The sequence below is a fragment of the Gordonia ajococcus genome (genome assembly GCF_012974285.1).
GTDB classification, from domain to species: Bacteria; Actinomycetota; Actinomycetes; order Mycobacteriales; family Mycobacteriaceae; genus Gordonia; species Gordonia amicalis.
In genome coordinates this window covers 220782-243616 of record NZ_CP052884.1, presented here as the reverse complement: position 1 = coordinate 243616, position 22835 = coordinate 220782, and the positions used below count along the sequence as shown (strand labels likewise).

The 22835-nt window shown below is 68.3% G+C and carries 8 protein-coding genes; 6 read left to right on the top strand and 2 right to left on the bottom strand.

Annotated features, from left to right (window positions below; all coding sequences use genetic code 11):
• Positions 1 to 74: 74 nt before the first annotated feature.
• The 6 genes from GAA2_RS00980 (at position 75) to GAA2_RS00955 (ending at position 15699) form a co-directional block, all read left to right on the top strand.
• On the top strand, positions 75 to 3398 hold the full coding sequence (locus GAA2_RS00980) for an arabinosyltransferase domain-containing protein (protein WP_394855163.1): 3324 nt from the start codon (positions 75 to 77) through the stop codon (positions 3396 to 3398).
• Entirely contained in the window at positions 3391 to 6669 is a 3279-nt protein-coding gene (locus GAA2_RS00975; protein WP_006438292.1) for an arabinosyltransferase domain-containing protein, read from the top strand. Before GAA2_RS00980 ends, GAA2_RS00975 begins: the two co-directional genes overlap by 8 nt.
• Before the next feature lie 166 nt (positions 6670 to 6835).
• Positions 6836 to 7375 (top strand): Dps family protein, encoded by a 540-nt coding sequence (locus GAA2_RS00970; protein WP_024498792.1) that lies wholly within the window; start codon positions 6836 to 6838, stop codon positions 7373 to 7375.
• Positions 7376 to 7649: 274 nt separating this feature from the next.
• Entirely contained in the window at positions 7650 to 8858 is a 1209-nt protein-coding gene (locus tag GAA2_RS00965) for a DICT sensory domain-containing protein (RefSeq protein WP_024498793.1), read from the top strand.
• A gap of 225 nt (positions 8859 to 9083) precedes the next feature.
• On the top strand, positions 9084 to 12341 hold the full coding sequence (locus GAA2_RS00960) for an arabinosyltransferase domain-containing protein (RefSeq protein WP_191834963.1): 3258 nt from the start codon (positions 9084 to 9086) through the stop codon (positions 12339 to 12341).
• Positions 12334 to 15699, top strand: a complete 3366-nt coding sequence (locus tag GAA2_RS00955) for an arabinosyltransferase domain-containing protein (protein WP_006438288.1) — start codon at positions 12334 to 12336, stop codon at positions 15697 to 15699. The genes GAA2_RS00960 and GAA2_RS00955 overlap by 8 nt, the downstream gene beginning before the upstream one ends.
• Before the next feature lie 79 nt (positions 15700 to 15778).
• On the opposite strand, the gene GAA2_RS00950 is transcribed toward GAA2_RS00955, so the two are convergent.
• Both GAA2_RS00950 and pks13 read right to left on the bottom strand, forming a co-directional pair.
• Positions 15779 to 17329: an acyl-CoA carboxylase subunit beta gene (locus GAA2_RS00950; RefSeq protein WP_006438287.1), complete on the bottom strand. Its 1551-nt coding sequence runs from the start codon at positions 17327 to 17329 to the stop codon at positions 15779 to 15781.
• A 40-nt stretch (positions 17330 to 17369) separates the two neighbouring features.
• Positions 17370 to 22736 (bottom strand): polyketide synthase Pks13, encoded by a 5367-nt coding sequence (gene pks13 / locus GAA2_RS00945; protein WP_191834658.1) that lies wholly within the window; start codon positions 22734 to 22736, stop codon positions 17370 to 17372.
• Between the last annotated feature and the right edge of the window lie 99 nt (positions 22737 to 22835).

Here is a 22835-nt window from a genome sequence, read left to right as displayed (position 1 = left end):
ACGAGCGGACACTTCAGTCCAAGGTCAGGGTGCGCGGTAGGTGAGCGGGTGCCGGTCGCATACGATCAAACACCGTGCCTGTGACAGCCCCGACGTCTCGTGTTTCCGCACGTACCGCCCGTCTGATCGCGATCGTCGCGGGTGTCCTCGGCGTGGTGCTGTGCGCACTCACGCCCTTGCTCCCGGTGAAGGCCACCGACGCCGACATCACCTGGCCGGCGGGTCAGGAGCTCAACGCCGAGACGTCGTCGGTGATGGCGCCGCTGATCGCGCAGACCCCGCAGACTCTCGACGCCCGGATACCGTGTTCGACGCTGGCGAGTGCCCCGACCGGCGTGATCCTGGCGACCATGCCCGTGAGCGCACCGACGTCGAAGGGTTCGTCGCTGTGGGTGACCGGAACCGATCAGGCCGTCACCGTCACGTTCCGAAACAGTGTCGCGGCCACGGCGCCACGTGCCGACCTCGACCGTTGCCGTGAACTGCACATATTCTCCGCACCGAGCGGGCCGGGCGCCCAGTTCGTCGGTCTCGGCGACTCGACGGTGCTCCCGCCGGAGAAGCGCCCGCAGGTCGCCGGGATCTTCAGCAACCTGAGCCCCGAGCGGGTCCGCGCCGCGGCCGCCGACGGGATGTCGGTCTCGATCCGCGTCGACAACCGCTACGAGTCGTCGCCGACGGTGCTGAAGATCGTCGTGATGGTCCTCGCCGTGATCTCGGTGATCGTGGCGCTCATCGCGCTCGCCCAACTCGACCGAATCCTCGGGTACCACCGCCGGATCGGGGCGCGCACCCGTGCCTGGTGGCACTCGCTCAAGCCGCGGGCCACCGACCTGGTCGTCACCGCCATCCTGCTGATCTGGTTGTTCCTCGGCGCCGGATCGCCCGACGACGGCTACATCCTCAACATGGGCCGCACGGCCGACGGATTCGGGTACCTGGCGAACTACTACCGCTTCTACGGCATCCCCGAGGCGCCGTTCGACTGGTACTACAGCTTCCTCTCGGTGTGGTCGTCGATCTCCTCGTCGATCCTCTGGATGCACATCCCGGCGATGGTCGCGGGCCTCGTGTCGTGGTTCGTCCTCAGCCGGGTGCTTCTGCCACGCCTGGGTCCGGCAGTGCGCCGCAGTGCATGGGCGACGTGGGCCGCCGCCCTGACGTTCACCGCGTTCTGGTTGCCGTTCTGCAGCGGACTCCGCAGTGAGGGCATCATCGTCCTCGGCTCCCTGTTGACCTGGTGGGCAGCCGAGCACGCCATCTCCACCCGTCGTCTGCTTCCCGCCGCACTCGCCGCCGGGCTCGCCGGGTTCACCCTCGCGCTCGCGCCGCACGGTGTCGTCGGTATCGCGATCCTGCTCGTCGCGGCGCGTGCCCTGCTGCACATCCTGCTCCGCCGCCGCAACGAACTCGGTGGTTCGCGGTGGACGGCGACCGCGGCGCTCGTCGCGCCGATCGTCGCCGCGGGGATGGTCGTCCTGGTCGTCGACTTCCGGGACCAGACCCTCGCGACTGTGCTGGAGGCGATCAAACTCCGCTACACCGTCGGTCCGGTGATCTCCTGGCACCAGGAGTTCCTGCGGTACTACTTCATCTCGGTCGTCACCGACGACGGTTCGCTCACCAGACGCGTACCGCTCCTCCTGCTGCTCGCCGGCCTGTTCGTGGTGGTCGCGGTGATGTTGCGGCGCACCCGCATTCGCGGCATCGATCCCGGCCCGGTGTGGCGTCTCGTCGGGGCCGTCGGCGTCACCCTGCTGCTGTTCGTGTTCACCCCGACCAAGTGGACGATCCAGTTCGGCGTGCTCGCGGGTCTCGCCGCCGCGATCTCCGCGGCCGCGACCATCGCCGTCGTGCAGTCGGCGGCGCGTTCGGCTCGCAACCTGACCGTCTTCGTCTCGGGTCTGCTCTTCGCGATGGCCGCGGCGATGGCCGGCTACAACTCGTGGCCGTTCGCTTACGAATACGGCATCTCCTGGTTCGACCGGGCGCCCGTCATCGCCGGATACGGCGCGTCGACGCTGTTCCTGATCCTCGCCGTACTCGCCGCCGCGCTGGCGGTGTGGCAGCATCTCCGGCTCGACTACGTCACCAATCGTGGACTCGCACACAGCGACACCGGTCCCGGCGAAACCCGGGCAGACCGACGTCGCCTGTTCCTCGCCTCCTCCCCGATCGCGGTGATCGCCGGCCTGCTCGTCGTCGTCGAGATGCTGTTGTTCGTGAAGGCGGCCGTCACCCGGTATCCCGCGCCGACGGTGCTCGCCGAGAACCTGAACACCCTGCGCGGCAACCCGTGTGGCCTCGCCGACGAGGTGCTCGTCGAACTCGATCCGAACACCGGGATGCTCACCCCCGCGGGTGGTGCGTCGGCGACCGCGGCGTTGCGCGGCGAGAACCCGGTGGGCTTCTCCCCCAACGGCATTCCGGATGACCTCCAGCCCGAACCCGGAAGTCAGCGACCGGGCCAGATGAACGTCTCGGCGAGCATGGCACGCCCGTTCGCCATCACCGGCGGACTCGGTGCGGGCACCACCGGTGGTCGCGGACCCGAGACCGTCAACGGTTCGACCGCCAAACTCCCCTTCGGACTCGATCCCGCCACCACCCCGGTGCTCGGCAGCCACGGCTACAACGGGGAGGCGCGTCTGACGACCGGCTGGTACGACCTGCCCGCCGACCGTGCCGCCTCGCCGCTGCTCGTGTTCAGCACCGCGGGCGCCGTCTCGACCATCGACACCTTCGGGGTCCGGAACTTCGGGCAGAAGATGGTCGTGCAGTTCGGCCGTCCGGGACCGGACGGCTCGTTCGAACAGGTCGGCCCGGACATGCTGCCCATCGATCCCGGACCGGTGATCCTGAACCGTCCGTGGCGCAACATGCGTATACCGATGTCGGCGGCCCCGCCCGCGGCGACCGTGATGCGACTGTCGTTGCAGGACAACAACCTCGGCGACCAGCAGTTCATCGGGATCACCCCGCCCCGCGCTCCGCAGCTGCAGTCTCTGCAGGAGGTCGTCGGATCGTCGGCGCCGACCCTGATCGACTTCGGGGTGGCCTCACACTTCCCGTGCCAGCAGCCGATGGGTGTCTCGCACGGCGTCGCGCAGGTGCCGCAGTGGCGGATCCTGGGTGACTACCCGCTGACCAACTCGCAGTCCAAGACCTGGCAGGCCGGGGTCGACGGCGGCCTGCTGGGCATCTCGGAGGCGACGACCTCGGCACGGGCCGTGTCGACCTATCTCGAGGACGACTGGGCCCGCGACTGGGGCGCGCTGGAGAAGCTGACGCCGCTGGTGCCCGGTGCACCGAATGCACAGATCGACACCGCACAGACGACGCAATGGGGCTGGTCACGCACCGGCTCGATCAGGGTGGAGCCCCAATCCGATGAGTGAATCCAACCGCACCGCGAAGATCGTCGCCGTCGTCACGGGCCTGCTGGGCTTCCTGCTCGCCATCGTCACGCCGATCCTGCCGGTCAACCAGACCACCGCCGAACTCAAATGGCCACAAGGCGATTCCGTGTCGGATGTGGCGGCGCCGCTGGTGGCCTTCGTCCCGATCGACATGGACATGTCCGTGCCGTGTTCGCTGGCCTCCCGGTTACCCGCGCAGGGCGGGGTCCTTCTCTCGACGACGCCGGCGGGCGGCCAGGACGACTCCGCCCGCGGTCTCTTCGTCCGCGCCACCGCCGACACGCTGACGATGATCGACCGCAACGTGGTGCTTCTCAACACCGATCGTGCGGCGGCGCAGGCCAACCCGAACTGCCGCATCGTGATGCACGCCGACGGCGAGGGCGTCGACGGCCGTTTCGAGGGCCTGCCCGCGCCCGACGCCGCCACCGGCGGTCTGCACGAGTTCGCCATCCCCGACCACGAGATGCGCCCCCAGATCGTCGGCATCTACAGCGATCTGCCCGCCGACGCGTCCCGGGACGGACTGTCGCTGCGCGCGACCATCGACACCCGCTACGTCAGCTCGCCGACGCCCCTCAAGCTCGCGGCGATCGTCGTCGGCATCGTGATGACGATCCTCTCGCTCATCGCACTGGGCGTCCTGGACCGCCGGGACGGTCGCGCGCACAAGCGATTCCTGCCGACCGGCTGGTGGACGATCCGCCCTCCGGATGTCGCAGTCGTCGCGATTCTCGCCTTCTGGTGGTTCGCCGGTGCCAACACCTCCGACGACGGTTACAACTTCACGGTCGGCCGCATCACCAGCGAGGCCGGCTACGCGGACAACTACTTCCGGTACTTCGGCGTCCCCCAGGACCCGTTCGGCTGGCATTTCCAGGTCATCTCGTGGATGACGAACGTCAGCGTCGCCACGCCGTGGATGCGCCTGCCGGCCTTCCTGCTCGGACTCCTCGGCTGGTGGCTCATCAGCCGCGAGGTGATCCCGCGCCTGGGACGCGCGGTCCGCAACAGCACCCCCGCCGTGTGGTCGGCCGCCTTCGTGTTCCTCGCGATCTGGTTGCCGTTCAACAACGGTCTGCGTCCCGAACCCGCCGAAGCCGTGGGTGCGCTGCTCACCTGGTGCTGCGTCGAACGGGCCATCGCCACCAGACGTCTGCTGCCATACGCGATCGCGGTGGTGACCGCGGCGTTCACGCTGGCCCTCGCGCCCGGCGGACTGATGGCGGTCGCCGCCCTCCTCGCCGGCATCCGGCCGATCGTCAAGACCCTGGTGTCCCGGAGAAACCGCGACGGCCTGCTGCCGATGCTCGCGCCGATCCTGGCGGCGGGCACCGCGGTCCTCTTCCAGATCTTCTTCGACCAGCCGATCGGCGCGCTCATCGCCGGCAACAAGGTCGCCTCCGACGTCGGACCTACTCTCGAGTGGTGGCAGGAACCGATCCGGTACTACTACCTGATCCTGCCCACCGCGGACGGCACCCTGGCCCGTCGTTTCGGCGTGCTCACAATGATCCTGTGCCTGTTCGTCGTGCTGCTGCGCCTGCTGCGTCGCGAGCATCCGAACGGGGTTGCGCGCGCTCCGATCTGGCGTCTGGTCGCGGTCACCCTGGGCACGATGTTCTTCATCGCGTTCACCCCGACCAAGTGGACCCATCACTTCGGTGTGTATGCGGGTATCGCCGCCGGTCTCGCCGCCGCAGCGGGCGCGATGATGGCACCGGCGGTGCTGCGGTCACGCCGCAACCGCACCTTCTTCGCGGCCACTGTTCTCGCGATCACCGGGATCTCCTTCGCCGGCACCAACGGCTGGTGGTTCGTCGGCAGCTACGGCGTGCCGTGGTGGGACCGTCCGCCGGCCGTCGGCGGGGTCAACGTCGCGTGGTTCATCCTCCTCGCGGCGGTCGTCACCGCCCTGGCCGGACTGTGGTTCCACTTCCGCGACGACTTCGTCGACGAACAGACCCGTACCCGCGGCGGTGACCACTGGTATTCGAAGCTCAAGTTCTCACCGCTGCCGGTGATCTCGGGCCTGATGGTGTTGTTCATGGTCGCATCGTTCCTGAAGGGCGCCTACGAGCAGCGGGATTCCTGGTCCTGGATGAAGTCGAATGCTCGTGCCCTGACCGGCAATTCGTGCGGCCTGGCCAACGACGTCCTGGTCGAGGCCGACCCCACGGCCGGCCTGCTCGCTCCTTCAGCGGTGAACGGTCGTCCCGCACCCGGTGTGTCGCAGGCACTGTCGGGTCCGGATGCGACCGGCTTCACGCCCAACGGCGTCCCCGACAAGCTGTCGGTGGACGCCACCGAGAACAACGACTCCGCCACCACGAGCGCCCAGAACACCGCACAGACCGGCGCCGGTGCGGACGAGTCCGCCAACTCGTCGTCGGCGCAGGGCGGGACCGAGGGCGGCCAGGGCGCACGCGGCATCAACGGGTCGACGGTGCGCCTGCCGTTCGGTCTGAACCCTTCCGCCACACCGGTTCTCGGCAGTTACGGAGCGCCGTCGGGCTCCGCCTCCCTGACCACGGACTGGTATCAGCTGCCCGCACGCTCGGACGACGCACCGCTGCTGACCATGGCGGTCGCCGGATCGGTCGAGGCGGTCGACGGCATCGGTGTCGTGCACGCGGGCCAGAAGGTGATCGCCCAGTTCGGTCGCCTCGGCGCCGACGGCCGCGTGGTGCCGACCGGCCAGATGTTCCCCATCGACATCGGCGAGGTCCCGACGTGGCGCAACCTGCGGTTCCCGCTCGCCGATTCGCCGCCGCAGTCCACCGTGGTGCGCATCCTGGTCGAGGACACGGCCGCGGCGTCGTCGGAGTGGGTGGCCATCACGCCGCCGCGCGTCGGCAAGCTGGCGACACTCGACGACGTCGTCGGCCGGACCGATCCGGTGTTCATCGACTGGCTGCCCGGCCTGGTCTTCCCGTGCCAGCAGCCGATGAAGGTGCGTAACGGCGTCCTCGAGGTGCCCAAGTGGCGGATCATGCCCGACGCGGAGGCCACCCGGAAGAACAGCCAGACCTGGATGTCGGGCACCGCGGGCGGTCCGCTCGGCATCACGGAGGCGATGCTGCGTCCGACCCTGCTGCCGACCTACCTGCGCAACAACTGGGGACGCGACTGGGGCGGCCTGCAGCGGTTCACCGAGATCATCCCGGCGCCACCGGCCGAGATCGACCTCGGAGAGGCACGACGGTCGGGTCTGTACGACCCCGCACCGATGCGTTCCAGCGGGTACTGACACGTCGTGACCAGGGACGACGGGGACGCGCGGCTGATACCCAGGACGGCCCCGTCGAAACCTGGCGACCCGCCTTCGTTACCGCACCGTGATCTCCAATCTCGGTTGCGTCACTCATCCCCGGTGACGCTCGAACAGGCCGCGATCGGGACCTAGCGTCGTGTTCATGAGTAAATTCACGGCACCAGGACTCAGTACGGAATCGGCAGACGAGGTGGCCGGAATCCTGCAGGAGCGCCTCAGCGCGCTGAACGACCTGCACCTCACTCTCAAGCACATCCACTGGAACGTGGTCGGCGCGAACTTCATCGGCGTCCACGAGATGATCGATCCGCAGGTGGAACTGGTGCGCGGTTACGCCGACACCGTCGCCGAGCGCATCGCGACGCTCGGATCGTCGCCGCGGGGCACGGCCAAGGCGATCGAGACCGACCGCTCGTGGAGTGACTACTCGATCGGACGGGACACCGCGCAGGCACACCTCGGTGCCCTCGACCTCGTCTACGACGGTTTCATCACCTCGCACCGGGACGCGATCGAGAAGATCGGCGAGATCGACCCGATCACCGAGGACATCCTGATCGGGCAGACCGCCGAACTCGAGAAGTTCCAGTGGTTCGTCCGCGCCCACCTCGAGAGCTACACCGGGGAGCTGACCCACGCCGGCGCCAGTGGCGAGAAGGAAGCCGCCGATGCCGCGCGCTGACCGAGAAATCCGCTAGCCCGGTGAGGGCCGTCCCCCGGCCCTCACCGAAACCGCGGTCGCGAATGCCCACACCACCCAGTTCGCGGCCGCGGTTTCTCCTCCCTCGAACCGATCACGTTGCACGAACGACTCTCGACGTGACGCGGTGATCGCCGCACGTCCGGGAACCGACGCTTTGTTACTCTGAGCACAGGCTTTTGCCGTGAACAGGATGTGAAGACAGCGCGTCCGACCGGATCAATCGGGGCGTCCTCGCTCTGACGGGGAGGTACGTGTGGCTGATACACGATCATTCACGCTGTTCAACGATCTGGAGCTCCACATGCAGTTCGCGCCGGTCTGCCGGCTGTCGGACGGAGCGTTGGCCGCCGTCGAACTGCAGCTTCGTGGCCCCGCCGGGACCCGACTCGCCACCGCCGCCGCCCTCAAGCGGGCCGCGCGACTCGTCGAGGAACATCCGGTCCTGGACGAACGCAAACGCAAGATGGCTGCCGACCCGCGCGCACAGTCGCTGGCGAAGATCCTCCCGCTGCTGGTCAATCTCGACCTCGAACTGATCGACAATCTCGACGACGAGACGACGCGCACGCTCGAGCGCCATGTGATGGTGGTCTTGCCGGATGCCGTCGAGCGCAGCCCACAACGCACCCTCGCCCGGGTCGCCCGGGCGCGGGACGCCGGCAAGATCATCTGCGTCGACGGCCTGGTCCGCAGCGAGCACGCCGCCACCCTGCTCTCGCTCGTCGAACCCGACATCATCGTGACCGGCGCCGAACTGCTCGCCAAGCAGGCGACCGCCGATTCCGCCCAACTCGCGCACGCGCTGGCCGCGCACACCGAGCGCAGTCATGCCGTGGTGATCGCCGAGGGCGTCGACGACGAGCAGTCCCGCGTGACCGCTCAGACGATGGGTGCTGCGTTCGGTATCGGCGATCTGTACCCGCCGGTGTCCGACCCGTCCGTACTGGCGTCGCGGACCATCGTGCCGCTGCCCGAGATGCCGGTGTGGACGACCCCAGACCCGGACAAGTCGACCCCGTATCGGATCGCCTCGAGCTCGATCGAACCGCGGATGGGCAACAAGCGGCTGCTCATCGAGATGAGCAAGGCGCTGGAACACCAGGCTGCGATCGGCGGCGCCGCCATCGTCCTGGGCACCTTCCAGTACGCCGAACACTTCACCCCACGCACCGCCAAGCGGTGGCGGGAGATGTCGGAGAAGACCGGCCTGGCCGGTGTCTACGGGGTCGGACTGCCCGACGTCCGCGACGGCAACGTGCATCGCGCGCCCCTCGATCCCGAGGACGACCTGATCAACGAATGGAACGTCGCGGTTCTCGGTCCGCACTTCGCGGCCCTGCTCTCCGCTCGCGACCAGCACGACGCCGGACCCGACCTGGAGCGCACCTTCGAGTTCGTCCAGACCTATGACCGGATGACCGTCACCCAGGCCGTTCACTCGATTCTCGCGCGGTTCGCCTGACCCTTCGATACGCCCCTCCGCAAGCTCCGGGGCTACTCAGGGAGCACCACGCCGCCGCTCCGCAAGCTCCGGGGCCACTCAGGGAGCGGGACGATTTGGGTTTGTCACAGCATCGCTGACTACGATGCGCCTGTGCCAAAGTCGCCTGGAGTGTCCGAAACAGACGAGCCCGCCGTCGGCGCCGATACCCCTGCAGCGCATCCTTCCGACCGCTCCTCCCGCACTGTGGCGATCGTGGCCGCGGTCGCCGGGCTGGTCGCGGTCGTCGCCGGTGTCCTGACCCCGTTTCTGCCGGTCAGCACGTCGACGGCGTCGATCACATGGCCGCAGGGCCAGGAGCTGAAGCCGGAGTCGGCATCGGTCGCCGCACCTCTGGTCGCGCAGACCGCGCGTGATCTGCAGATCACCGTCGGGTGCCCGGTGCTCGCGTCCACCCCCGGCGACGCCTCCACCAACGTCCTCTCGACGATGCCGGCGAACGCCACCAAGGCCCGTGAGAACGGTCTCTTCGTCGTGGCCGACGCCGCGAACGTCACGGTCACGGTCCGCAACAAGACCCTCGCATCGGCGCCACGCTCCGCGCTGTCCGCGTGCAGCGAGCTGCGCATCTTCTCCGACGCGACCACGACGGGCGCCCAGTTCGTCGGTCTGCCGCCGGGTGCGGCGACCGCCGGCGGCGGCGACGTCGGACTGGCCGAACCCTCGTCGAACCCGCAGATCGCCGGCGTCTTCACCGACCTCACCGCCGAGCAGGTCCGGGCGTCGGGCATCGACGTGCGGATCGAGATCGACGACCGCTTCGACTCGTCGCCCTCGGTGATCAAGTGGCTGGTCATGATCGTCGGGATCGTCGCGGCGATCGTCGCGCTGGTCGCCGTGGGCCGGCTGGACCGAATCCACGGCTATCACCGTCGAGTCGGGCGCGGGCTGAGTCTGCGTTCGGCGCTCCGCCCCACCCCCACCGACATCGGCGTCACCCTGACGCTCGTCGTGTGGCATTTCCTGGGCGCGGGCTCACCCGATGACGGCTACATCCTCAACATGGGCCGCAACGCGGCGGACGCGGGCTACCTGTCCGACTACTACCGCTTCTACGGCATTCCCGAAGCCCCGTTCGACTGGTACTACAGCTTCCTCGCCTACTGGTCGACGATCTCGACCACGGGCCTGTGGATGCGCCTGCCGTCGCTGATCGCCGGCCTCGCCGCGTGGTTCATCCTCAGCCGGGTGCTGCTGCCTCGTCTCGGTCGCGCCGTCCGGCGGTCGCAGTGGGCGATGCTGACCGGCGCCGCGGTGTTCCTGGCGTTCTGGTTGCCGATGTGTTCGGGCCTGCGCAGCGAGGGCATCATCGTGCTCGGCACGCTGCTCACCTGGTGGGCGGTGGAGGTCACGGTCTCCACGCGCCGCATACTCCCCGCGGCACTCGCCGCGCTCACCGCGCTGCTGACCCTGGCGCTGGCTCCGCACGGTCTGGTCGCGCTGGCACTGTTGATCGCCAGCGCACGACCCATGCTGCGCATCCTCGTCCGCCGACGCCGTGAGGACGGCCTGCTGCCGCTACTCGCACCAGTCCTCGGCGCCGGCGCGCTCGTCGTCATCGTCGTGTTCCGCGACCAGACCCTCGCGACGGTGTTCGAGGCGATCCGCATCCGCTATTCGGTCGGGCCGACGCTGGCCTGGTACCAGGAGCTGCTGCGCTACTACTTCCTGGCCGTCAACCACACCGACGGTGCGCTCGCACGACGTATCCCGGTGCTGCTGTTCGCCGTGTCGATGTTCCTCGTGCTGGCGATCATGTTGCGCCGCAAGCGAATCGATGGCATCGATCCCGGCGCGGTGTGGCGCGTCCTGGGTGCGTCGCTGCTGACGATCCTGCTGCTGTCGTTCACCCCGACCAAGTGGACGATCCAGTTCGGCATCTTCGCCGGTCTGGGCGCGGCACTGGCCGCCGTCGCCTGTGTCGCGATCGGCCAGGCCGCGCGTCGAACGCTGCGCAACCTGTCGATCCTGATCGCCGGACTGCTGGTGGCGTGCGCCGCCGCGACAGCCGGCAAGAACGCGTGGCCCTGGCCGTACGACTTCGGCATCGCCTGGTTCGACAAGGCGCCGGTCGTCGCGGGCATGCAGGTCTCCACAGTGCTGCTCGCGCTGGCCGTCGTCGCGCTGGTGTTCGCGATCTGGCAGCACCTGCGCATGGACTTCGTCGACGAGACCGGTCTGGCGCACGAGAAGGGAGCCGCACCCGCGGGCTGGCGTATCGGGGTCGCCTCGGCACCGATCGCGGCGATCGCCGTCCTCATCGTCGCCTGTGAACTCGCGGTCTTCGCCAAGGCCGCGGTCAGCCGGGCCGACACGTTCACCGTGCTGTCGGCCAACCTGGACTCCCTGCGCGGCAACACCTGTGCGATGGCCGACGCCGTTCTCGTCGAACCCGACCCCAACAAGGGGACGCTCGCCCCGGCGTCCGGCCAGTCGGCGTCCAAGACGCTGGCGGGCGACTCGCACGGCTTCAGCCCGAACGGCGTGAAACCCGATCTGACACCGCAGGCCGGTGCCCAGAAGCCCGGCGCGATGAACACCTCGGCGGACCTGTCCAAGACCTTCATCGTCTACGGCTCCAATCCCGGCACCGCGGGCGGCGTCGGCCCGCGCGGGGTCAACGGCAGCACCGCCGCGCTCCCGTACGGCCTCGACCCCGCGACCACCCCGGTCATGGGCAGTCACGAGACCAGCGACGGACAGGCCACGTTGACCACCGGGTGGTACCGCCTGACGGACCGCGCTGCCTCGCCGCTGATCGTCATCACCGCCGCGGGTGCCGTGTTCACCTACGATCGCGACGGCGTGCCGATCTTCGGACAGTCACTCCAGGTCGAGTTCGGTCGCGAGGTCGACGGCGAGTTCGTCCAGGTCGGCGCACCGGCGGTCCCGATCGACGCGGAACGTTCGAACCGGCCGTGGCGCAACCTCCGCATCCCGATGGACCGCGTGCCCGCCGACGCGTCCGCGATGCGGATCGTCGCCAAGGACAACAACCTCGACGCCGACCAGTGGCTGGCGATCACGCCTCCGCGTGCACCGGTCCTCGAGACCCTGCAACAGGTGGTCGGATCGACCGATCCGGTTCTCATCGACTTCGCCGCCGGCGCCTGGTTCCCGTGTCAGCGGCCGATGACCGCCCACGAGGGTGTGTTCGACATCCCCGACTGGCGAATCCTGCCGGAGTCGTGGATTGCCAACTCGCAGTCCAAGACCTGGATGGCCACCGAGGACGGCGGCCTGCTGACGACGGTCGAGGCGCTGACCCGGCCGTCGACGGTGGCGACATATCTCGACAACGACTGGTATCGCGAGTGGGGCAACCTGCAGCGACTCAACCCGCTGGTGCCGCAGGCGCGGCCCGCGGACGTGATGACCGGTTCGTCGACCAACTGGGGTTGGTCACGACCCGGCCCGATCAGGGTGGTGCCCGAAGATGACTGACCGCGTTGACGTTCCCGTCGAGACGGAACACGACGACCCACCTGTGACCGAACGCCGGGACAGTTTCTCCGAGCGTCACGCCGGGAAGGCCCGCATCGTCGCGATGGCGGCGGGTGCACTCGGCATCCTGCTGGCGCTGCTGAGCCCGTTCCTGCCCGTCGACTACACGAAGTCCGAGCTCGCCTGGCCGCAACAGGGTTCGGTCGCCAACGTCGCGGCACCGAGCGTGTCGTTCGTGCCGGTGTCGATGGAGGTCTCCGTCCCCTGTGCGCTGGGTGCGTCGCTCCCGCGCGACGGCGGCGTCCTGCTGTCCACGGTGCCCGAGGGGGGTGCGGAAGCCGGAAAGGTCGGCCTGTTCATCCGGGCCACCGCCGACAACCTGCAGGTCGTTCAACGAAATGTGGTCCTGCTCAACACTCCTCGTGCCGCGGCTCAGAACGCCCCCGGCTGCCGCATCGTCGTCGACGCCGACACCGACGGCAGTCGCGGCTCCATCCAGGGCGTGCCCGAGGCCGAGGGTGCGATCCACGAGTTCGACCTCAAGGACCCGAACGCACGGCCCCAGATCATCGGCGTCTACTCGGGGCTCCCGTCGAATGTGTCCACCGAGGGCCTGTCCTTCCGGTCGACCATCGACACCCGATTCGTCTCCACCCCCACGACTCTCAAGTTCTGGCTGCTGGTGCTGGGCGTGGCGTCGACCATCCTGTCGCTCGTCGCCCTCGCCGTCCTCGACGCCCGGGATGCGCGTGGACACCACAAGGTCTTCCCGGCCGGTTGGTGGCGAGTGCGTCCGGTCGACGGGTTCGTTGCCCTCATCCTGCTGATCTGGTTGTTCGTCGGCGGTAACACCGCCGACGACGGATATCAGGTGACGGTGGGCCGGATCGCCCGGGAGGCCGGCTATCTCGACAACTACTACCGCTACTTCGGTGTGCCGCAGGATCCGTTCGGCTGGCACTACCAGTACCTGTCGGTCTGGATGGACATCAGCACCGCCACTCCGTGGCTCCGCCTGCTGCCCTTCGGATTCGCCATGGCGTCGTGGTGGCTGATCTCCCGTGCCGCGATCCCCCGGCTGGGACGTGCGGTCCGCGAATCAACACCCGCGATCTGGGCAGCCGCGCTGGTCTTCCTCGCCGTGTGGATGCCCTACAACAACGGCCTGCGCGTCGAACCGCTGATCGCGCTCGGCACTCTCTTCACGTGGGTCTGCGTCGAACGCGCCATCGCCACCGGCCGGTTCTTCCCGCTGACCGTCGCCATCATCTTGGCGGCGTTCACGCTGACGATCCATCCCACCGGCGTCATCGCGGCGATCGCACTCGTCGCCGGTATCCGCCCGCTGCTCAAGCGGTTCGTGGTGCGCCGCAAGCGCGACGGCGTCCTGCCCCTGCTGCTCCCGATCCTGGCCGCCGGTCTGGCAGTGATGTTCGAGATCTTCGCCGACCAGCCGCTCGCACCGATCCTGGAAGCGGTGTCGGTCAACGGCCAGGTCGGTCCCACCAACAAGTGGTGGGAAGAGCCGATGCGCTACTACATGCTGATGAACCCGACCGCCGACGGCGGCATCGCGCGGCGATTCGGCGTCCTGATCGTGTTCACCTGCTTCATCCTCGTGGTGATCATGCTGCTCAACCGCCGACGGCTGCCCGGGATCGCCACCGCGCCCACCTGGCGCCTGCTCGCAATGGTGGCCGGGTCGGCGGTCCTTATGGCGTTCCTGCCGACCAAGTGGACCCACCAGATGGGTGTGTATGCGGCAATCGGCGGTGCGCTGGCCGCGGTGGCCACCGCCTGCGCGGACCGGACGATCATGCGGCGCCGCCGCAACCGCACGCTGTTCGCCGCCGCCTGCGCCTACGTCCTCGCGCTGGCGTTCTCCGGACGCAACCAGTGGTGGTACGTCGGCAGCTACGGAATCCCTTGGCGCGACGCGGTTCCCGACGTCAAGGGAATCCCGCTGTGGACCGGCATCCTCGCCGTTGCCGTCGCATTGACGCTGCTGGGCCTGTGGCAGCACTTCCGCGACGACTACGTCGACGAGACCGTCCGCGCGGGTGCGTCGACGTCGCTGTTCGCGCGCCTGCGCAGCCCGTCGATCATCGTCGTGTCGACCATCATGCTGGGCTTCACCCTGGTCTCGTTCGCGAAAGCCGACTGGACGCAGCGCAATTCATGGTCGTGGCTCAGTTCCAACGTGAACGCCCTGAAGGGTGAGCCGTGTGCGCTCGCCGACGCCGTGCTGGTGGAGGGCGATCCGACCGCCGGGCTACTGGCTCCGGCACGCGTTGCCGGACAGAACAACCCGTCGCCCGGTTCCGCACTCACGGGCGCCGGCGCGGTGGGCTTCGATCCCAACGGCGTCGCCTCGGACCTCTCCGAGGACACCGAGGCAGAGTCCGACGACTCCGCCGGCACGTCGACCGCCGAAGTCGATCGCACACAGTCCGATCCGACCGAGGACAGCAGCAGCAGCTCCGACGACACCACGGCGTCGAGCGACACCAGTGGCGGACGCACCGCTCAGGCGGGCGTCAACGGTTCGACGGTGAAGCTGCCGTTCGGACTGTCACCGGCCAAGACCCCGGTGCTGGGTACCTACAACTCCCCCACCGGAACCGGCAGCCTCACCTCCGAGTGGTATCAGCTGCCCGGGAAGCGTTCCGACGACCAGCCGCTGATCACCATGTCCGTCGCGGGTTACGTCGAGTACATCGACGACCTCGCGGTGGTCCGGCCGGGCCAGAAGGTCAGGCTGCAGTTCGGCCGCGTCGCGCCGGACGGCACGGTCGCCCCCGCCGGCCAGATGGTCCCGCTGGACATCGGCGGCGCTCCCGAGTGGCGCAACCTGCGCTTCCCGCTGGACCAGGCACCTCCGGGCGCCACGGTCGTCCGGGTGCTCGCCGAGGACACCTCGCCGCTGCGCGATCAGTGGCTCGCGGTGACGCCGCCGCGGGTCTCGTCGATGGAGACGCTCGATTCGCTCGTGGGCAGCGAGGATCCGGTCCTCATCGACTGGGAGGCCGGACTCGCGTTCCCGTGCCAGCGGCCGGCTCAGGTCAAGCACGGCGTCCTCGAGACACCGGCCTGGCGGATCTCCCCGGACCGTGAGGGCGAGCGGGTGAACTCGCAGCGCTGGATGTCCGGCGACGCCGGTGGTCCGCTGGGCATCATCGAGAACGAGATGCGCGGTCGCGTCTACCCGTCGTATCTGCGCAACGACTGGGCGAAGGACTGGGGCTCGCTCCAGGCCCTCACCCCGATCCTGCCGCAGACCGACGCCGAGCTGACCCTGTCCACCGAGACCCACAACGGGCTCTGGACGCCGGGCCCGATGCGGGCGATCGGCAACTAGGGGTCCGTAGATCCACCACAAATGGGCAAACCCAGCACCCCGAGAGGTGCTGGGTTTGCCGAAAAGGGGTGGGCCTGCGCTAGATCGGCATCAGTAAGTGCTTGCGCGGGGTCTTGAGGACCTGCTTGTCGCGCAACTGCGCCAAGGCCTTCCGGAGTTGCAGCCGGGTCTCGGCGGGCTCGATGACCGCGTCGACGTAGCCGCGTTCGGCCGCGAGGTAGGGCGTGGCCATCATCGTGTTGTAGAAGTCGATGAACTCGCGGCGGACCTTGTCGGCCTCCGCGGCCGAGAGTCCCTCGGTCTGACGACGGGTCAGCACCGCGGCCGCCGATTCGGCGCCCATGACGGCGATCTTGGCGGTCGGCCACGCGAAGTTGATGTCGGCACCGAGGTGCTTGGAGCCCATCACCGCGTAGGCGCCGCCGTAGGCCTTGCGCAGCACGACGGTGACCTTGGGTACGTCGGCCTCCACGTAGGCGTAGAGGAAGCGTCCGGACCGCCGGATGGTGCCCTTCTGCTCCTCGGCCAGGCCGGGGAGGATGCCCGGGGTGTCCACCAGGAAGACCAGCGGGATGTTGTAGGCGTTGCAGATCCGGACGAAACGCGTTGCCTTCTCCGACGAATCGGTGTCCAGCACACCGGACATGACGCTCGGCTGGTTGGCCACGATGCCCACCGAGCGGCCGTCGACGCGCGCGTACCCGGTGATGATGTTGGGCGCGAACAGTTCTCCCACCTCGTGGAAGGCACCGTCGTCGAACAGCCGGATGATGATGTCCTTCATGTCATAACCGGCGTTGTCGTTGTCCGGCATGAAGTCGTTGAGCGACAGGTCCGACTCGGTGATCTCCGGCTCGAGGCCCGGATTGATCACCGGCGGTTCCTCATACGCGCTCGACGGCATGTACTGCAGGTACTCGCGGACCCACTCGAAGGCGCCCTTCTCGTCGGGCGCGATGTGGTGGATGTTGCCCCAGCGGGCCTGGTTGTGCGCGCTGCCCAGGTCCTCGGCGGAGATCTCCTCGCCGTTGACCTGCTTGAGCACATCAGGGCCGGTGACGAACATGTACGACTTGTCCTCGACGGCGACGAGGATGTCGGTGTTGGCGGGGGTGTACACGGCACCGCCCGCACACTTGCCGAGGATGACCGAGATCTGCGGGGCGAGACCGGAGAGCAGGTCGTTGCGGCGACCCATCTCGGCGTACCAGGCGAGCGAGGTGACCGCGTCCTGGATACGGGCGCCGGCCGAGTCGTTGATGCCGACCATCGGGCAGCCGATCTTGCCCGCCCACTCCATCAGCGAGGCCACCTTGCGGCCGAAAATCTCGCCGACGGTGCCGCCGAAGACGTTCTGGTCGTGCGAGAACGCAGCGACGGGGCGACCGTGAACGAGGCCGTGGCCGGTGACCACACCGTCGCCGTAGCCGCTCTCCGCGGCACCCGGCATCTTGGCGAGCGCGCCGATCTCGACGAACGTCCCCGGGTCGAACAGCATCGCCAGACGTTCGCGTGGGGAGCAGATCCCCTTCGCGGCACGCTTGGCGAGTGCCTTCTCCCCTCCCGGTTCGCGAGCAGCCTTCAGTTTCTGCCGGAGGTCGGCGAGCTTGCCTGCGGTGGTGTCAGTCACGGTCCTTCACTTTCTACGCGACCACGATGTCTCGTTGAAACTACTTCTTACCAAGCTCGCCGAGACGCGTGGCCAGATCTGCGCCGATCTTGGCGATGTAGGGCTCGTCGACGATCGACAGGTGGTCGCCGCCGATGTGGATGATCTCCAGGTCGTCGACGACCTCACCCCACCGGCCGTCCTCGTCGATCTCGGCCCACTGCGGTTCCAGCTCGATCGCACCCGCATGCATCTTGTCCGCGCGGTACAGCACGACCTTGCCGTCGTAGGGTTCCGGCGCGATGTTGCTGAGCACCCGGTTCTCGATGAACGAGGTCCGCTGGTGTTCGATGATGCCGCCGGGGATCTTGGTGCCCGACATCGACATCATCTCCATGATGATCGCGAACTGTCCCTCGTCGTCGGTCTCGACGAGCCGCTCCATCGGGATCGGCACATCCGGGTCGAGGTCGTAGTTGCGGATCGCGAAGTCCTTCCACCGTTCCAGGCGGGCCCGCTTGGTCTCCGGCGTCTCGGTCATGTCCTCACGCGGACGCACGACGTCGATGAGACCGACGAAGGCCACGTCCTCACCGGCTTCCCGGAGAACCTGGGCGACGCCGTAGGCGAGGGCACCGCCGAACGACCAGCCCACGAGCACGTACGGGCCGTGCGGCTGGAGTTCACGCAGACGCGGGATGTACTCGCGCACACGGTCTTCGATGGTTCCCTCGACACCGCGGTCGAAACCGATGACCGGCTGGTCGTCGGGCAGGCGCTTGAGCAGTGCCTCGTAGGCCGAGGTGTTGCCGCCCGCGGGGTGGAAGAGCAGGATCGGGGTCGGGTCGCCCGCGGACGGGTCGTAGACCTTCTTGCCCTCGGGAACCAGACGCAGGTAGCGCAGGAATCCGTCGGTCGACGCCCCGGCATCGAGGTGATCGCGAACGTAGTTCGACATCTCCTCGATGGTCTCCGAGTCGAGGATGTCCTCGACGTCGATGTCGCCACCGGTCCGCTCGTTGAGACGATCGGTCAGCTGCTGGGCCAGTTCCTCCGACAGCACCGGCAGCTTGTTGAAGATGCCGCCGGCGGACTTCTTGGTCACGACCGCGTAGGTGCCGAACGTCAGCCGCTCGGCCGCATCGCGCGGCGGGACATCCGAACCGGCGGCCTCCGCGACCGCCTTCTGCGAGGTGATGTCGGTGGGCGCCTTCACCGGTTCGGGATTGGTGCCGGGTGAGGTCGCGACCGCGACCTCCACGTCCGCGACGTCCTCGGCGACCTCTTGCTTCGGTTCCGGGGACTCCTCGGTGGCCGGCACGGGGGCCTCGTCCTTGGCGTTCTGCTCGTCGATGTAGGCGTTGAGCGCTGCGGTGTCGAGTTCACCTCCGCCGGAAGCGTTCTCGGCGAGGTCGTCGAGCTGGTCGCGATGGGTGACCGCGAACTCGACGAACTTCTGGACATCGGCCAGGTTCGCCTGGCGCATCGCCTGCAGCTGCAGCTGCGGGATGTCGAACTCGTACTCGACGCGGTTCTTGATCCGCACGGCCATCAGCGAATCGAGGCCCAGCTCGATCAGCGGGATCTCGCGCGGCAGGTCCTCGGGGTCGTAACCCATCGACTCGCCGACGATGATCGCGAGGCGATCCCCCACGCTCTCACCGGAATCCGGATTCCACCTGTTGCCGATGTCGTCGACGACCTCGTCCTCGACGACCACCTTGTCGTCGGCGAAGCCGGCCGGACCGGACTCCGTGGACGCCGCCGGCGCGGTGGACACCGAACCCGCGGCCTCGTCGAGGTCGCCGGTCACGACGGCTTCGAAGAGCAGACGGAAGTTCTTGTCCGCCTTGACGTGCACGCTCACCGACGCGCCGCCCGGATGCGGGCTCAGCGTGGTGGTGACGGTGCCGGTCGTGGGCATCTCGCCGTGCGAGACCGCCGCACCGACGGAGGCGTTGGTCAGCACCTGAGCGGCGGCGGCGTGCACCAGCGCACGCAGGTCGGTGACGGCTGCGGCGTTGACCTCCCACGCGTGGCGTCCGTCGGGCAGCGCGACATGCGAACCCGGGACGGAGCCGGCCGAGCCGCCCGAGGAGATCTGCGCCTTGAGCCAGAACTCCTTGCGCTCGAAGCGGGTTCGCGGGACCGCCGCATAGTCGCCGGTGCCGAACAGCGACGCGACGTCGACCGGGTGGCCGTGCACGTACAGCTTCATCAGCGCGTTGACCAGGCCGAAGCTCTCGTCCTCCTTGCGACGCAGCGTCTCGATGAGCTCGGCGTCGTGCAGGCCGGCCGAGAAGGTCACGGCCGCAACGGAGATCAGGACCGCCGGATTCGGCGACAGCTCCAGGAAGGTGCGGTGACCGTTCTCCACGGCCTTCGAGATGGCCTGACTGAACCACACGCTGTGGCGCAGACCCTTGAGGAAGTAGTCGATGGTGTGGACCGGCCCGTGTCCCGCACGGTAGAACACCTCGCGGTCGACCGAGCTGTAGAAACCGGTGGTGAGGCGCTGCGGCTCGATACCGGTGAGCTCGTAGGCGAGCTCGCCCAGGATCGGGTCCATCTGCGAGGTGTGGCTCGCGCCCTTCGTGGCCAGCTTGCGTCCGAGCTTGCCTTCGCCCTCGGCGCGTTCGACGATCGCGTCGACCTGCGCCTCCGGGCCGCCGATGACGGTGTGCGTCGGTGCCGCGTAGACACAGATCTCGAGGTCGGGGTAGTCGACGAGGACGTCGTTGATGTCCTCGGCGCTGTACTCGACCAGCGCCATCAGGCGGATGTCGTCGCCTTGCAGCATCGACTCGCCCTCGCCCATCAGGCGCGAACGCTGGCAGATGACGCGGGTCGCGTCCTCCAGCGACAGTCCGCCGCTGATGTAGGAGGCCGACGCCTCACCCATCGAATGCGGCACCAGCACACCGGGTTCCGCACCATGGTGGCGGAGAGTGTCGGCCAGCGCGACCTGGATGGTGTAGATGCCGACCTGGCTGGTCTCGATGCCGTAGGTCTGCTCGTCGTCGAGGAACATCTCGGCGATCGAGTAACCCAGTTCGTTCTGGATGTACCCGTCGACGCGGTCGACGTACTTCGCGAAGACCGGGTTCTCGGTGTAGAGCTGCTTGGCCATCTTGCGGTGCTGTGACCCGAAACCCGACAGCAGCCAGACCGCCGAGGCGGCGTCCGGCGAATCCGCCGAGTACACGAGGGGATTGCCCTTGCCGTCGGCGATCGCCCGGACACCGGTGATGGCATCCTCGTGCGAGCGGGCCATCACGACGGACCGAGAGCGGCCGTGGTTGCGGTGTGCGAGGGCACGACCGATGTCGGCGAGCGGGGTCGCCCGCCCCTCGTCGGACTCGAGCCACTCGAGCAGGTCGGCCGCGGTCTTGCGACGCCGCGACGGGAGGAAGCCGGAGATCACCAGCGGCACAACCGAACCCTCGACCGCGCACGGTGCGAAACCCTCGGCCGGATCGACGGCGGTCTCCTCGACCGCCGGCTCGGTGTTCGACGCCTGAGCGGCGAGGATGGCCCGTTCCGCCTCGGTCAGGTACTCGTCCTCGGTTTCGACAGGCTCAACCAGCGGAGAAGACGGCTCAACCAGCGAAGAGTTCCCGGGCAACGATTCGGTGGCCGGGAGTTCGGAAGCCGAGGCATCGACCGGAGCCGCCTCCGGCTGCAGGTCGCTCGGCAGCACCTCGCGGACGACGACGTGCGCGTTGGTGCCGCCGAAGCCGAAGCCGGAGACGCCGGCGACGGCGTGGCCCGAGTAGCGGGGCCACTCGGTGGACTCCGGGATCACCTTGAGGTTGTTGGCGTCGAACTGGATGTACGGGTTGGGGCCGCTGTAGTTGCGCGAACCCGGAATGACCCCGTGCTTCAGCGCGAGCACGACCTTGGCGATCGCGCCGGCCCCGGCCGCCGACTCCATGTGGCCGTAGTTGGTCTTGACCGAACCGAGGAGCATCGGCTTGTCGGCGGCGCGGCCGCGTCCGACGACGCGCCCGAGAGCGTCCGCCTCGATCGGGTCACCCAGAATGGTGCCGGTGCCGTGGGCCTCGACATAGTCCACCGAGCGCGGATCGATCGACGCGTCGGTGTAGGCCGAGCGCAGCACCTCGACCTGGGCCTCGGGATTCGGGGCCGGCAGACCGTTCGATCGACCGTCGGAGTTGACGGCCGAACCGGCGATGACCGCGAGGGCCTCGTCGCCGTCGCGGCGGGCGTCGGCCATCCGCTTGAGCACGACGAGACCGCCGCCCTCGGCGCGGATCATGCCGTCGGCGTCGGCGGAGAAGGCCTTGATGTGGCCGTCCTTGGCCTGCGCGCCGATCCGGTCGAAACCGAGGGTCGCAGCAGGCGTGATCAGCATGTTCACGCCACCGGCGAGGGCGACGTCGGACTCGCCGGTACGCAGGCTGCGGACCGCCTGGTGGATCGCCACGAGCGACGACGAACACGCGGTGTCGATCGCGATCGACGGTCCACGGAAGTCGTAGAAGTAGGAGACGCGGTTGGCGACGATGGCCGTGGAGGTACCGGTCAGCGCGTAGGCCGCGGTGTCCTCGGCGCCCTCACCGAGGCCGAGGGTCGCCAGCAGCTGATAGTCGTTGGTCGACGTACCGATGAACACTCCCACCGGCGCACCCTTGAGGTCGCTCGGCGGGATGTGCGCGTGCTCGAGCGCCTCCCAGGTGAGTTCCAGGGCGAGCCGCTGCTGCGGGTCGACCATCTCGACCTCACGCGGACTCATCTGGAAGAAGTCGGCGTCGAACGACCGCACGTCGTCGAGGTAGCCGCCCTTGATGTTCGACGACTCCAGGATCTCGGCGAAACGCGGATCGGAGGTGAACTCGGTCCAGCGGCCCTCCGGCAGGTCGGAGATGCCGTCGACGCCACCGATGAGCGCCTCCCAGGTCGACTCCGGGGTGGTGCCGGACTTGGGGAAACGGGTCGACAAGCCGACGACCGCGATGTCGTCGTCCGCGCTGCGATCACGCCGCCAGAACGTGTCGGCGGTGTCGTCGAGGCCCTCGTCGGGATCGCCCTCGATGATGCGCTGGGCCAGGGATGCGATCGTCGGATGGTTGTAGACCACCGTCGCGGTCAGGATGACCCCGGTCTTGTCCTCGACGTCGGCGGCGAGCGCCACCGCATCGCGCGAGGACAGTCCCAGCTCTTCCATCGGCCGGTCGACGTCGATCTGGCCGACCGGCACACCGGTCGACTGCGACACCCAGTCGCGCAGCCAGTCACGCAGTTCATCGACGGTGAGGTCACCGGCGGTCTCTCCGGGGGTGGCCTGACCGGTCGAGGGTGCAGTGCTCGCGTCGGCGGTCGCTCCGTCTACCGAACCGGGGGTTTCGAGGGACGAATCGTCGGGCAGATCGGTGCTGCGCGACTCGTCGGTGTTCAGTTCAGACATCGTTTCCAGACTACTGCTCTCGTCGGCACCCGAAACCGGGTGCCGGGTGACTGTTGTGGACGATCACCGACACCGCGGCCGTGAACGGGTGCCCGGCGC

Excerpts from the sequence above, each read along its gene's own strand:
- GAA2_RS00975 (WP_006438292.1), top strand. The coding sequence starts at position 3,391 with ATGAGTGAATCCAACCGCACCGCGAAGATCGTCGCCGTCGTCACGGGC.
- GAA2_RS00970 (WP_024498792.1), top strand. The coding sequence starts at position 6,836 with ATGAGTAAATTCACGGCACCAGGACTCAGTACGGAATCGGCAGACGAG.
- GAA2_RS00955 (WP_006438288.1), top strand. The coding sequence starts at position 12,334 with ATGACTGACCGCGTTGACGTTCCCGTCGAGACGGAACACGACGACCCA.
- pks13 (WP_191834658.1), bottom strand. The coding sequence starts at position 22,736 with ATGTCTGAACTGAACACCGACGAGTCGCGCAGCACCGATCTGCCCGAC.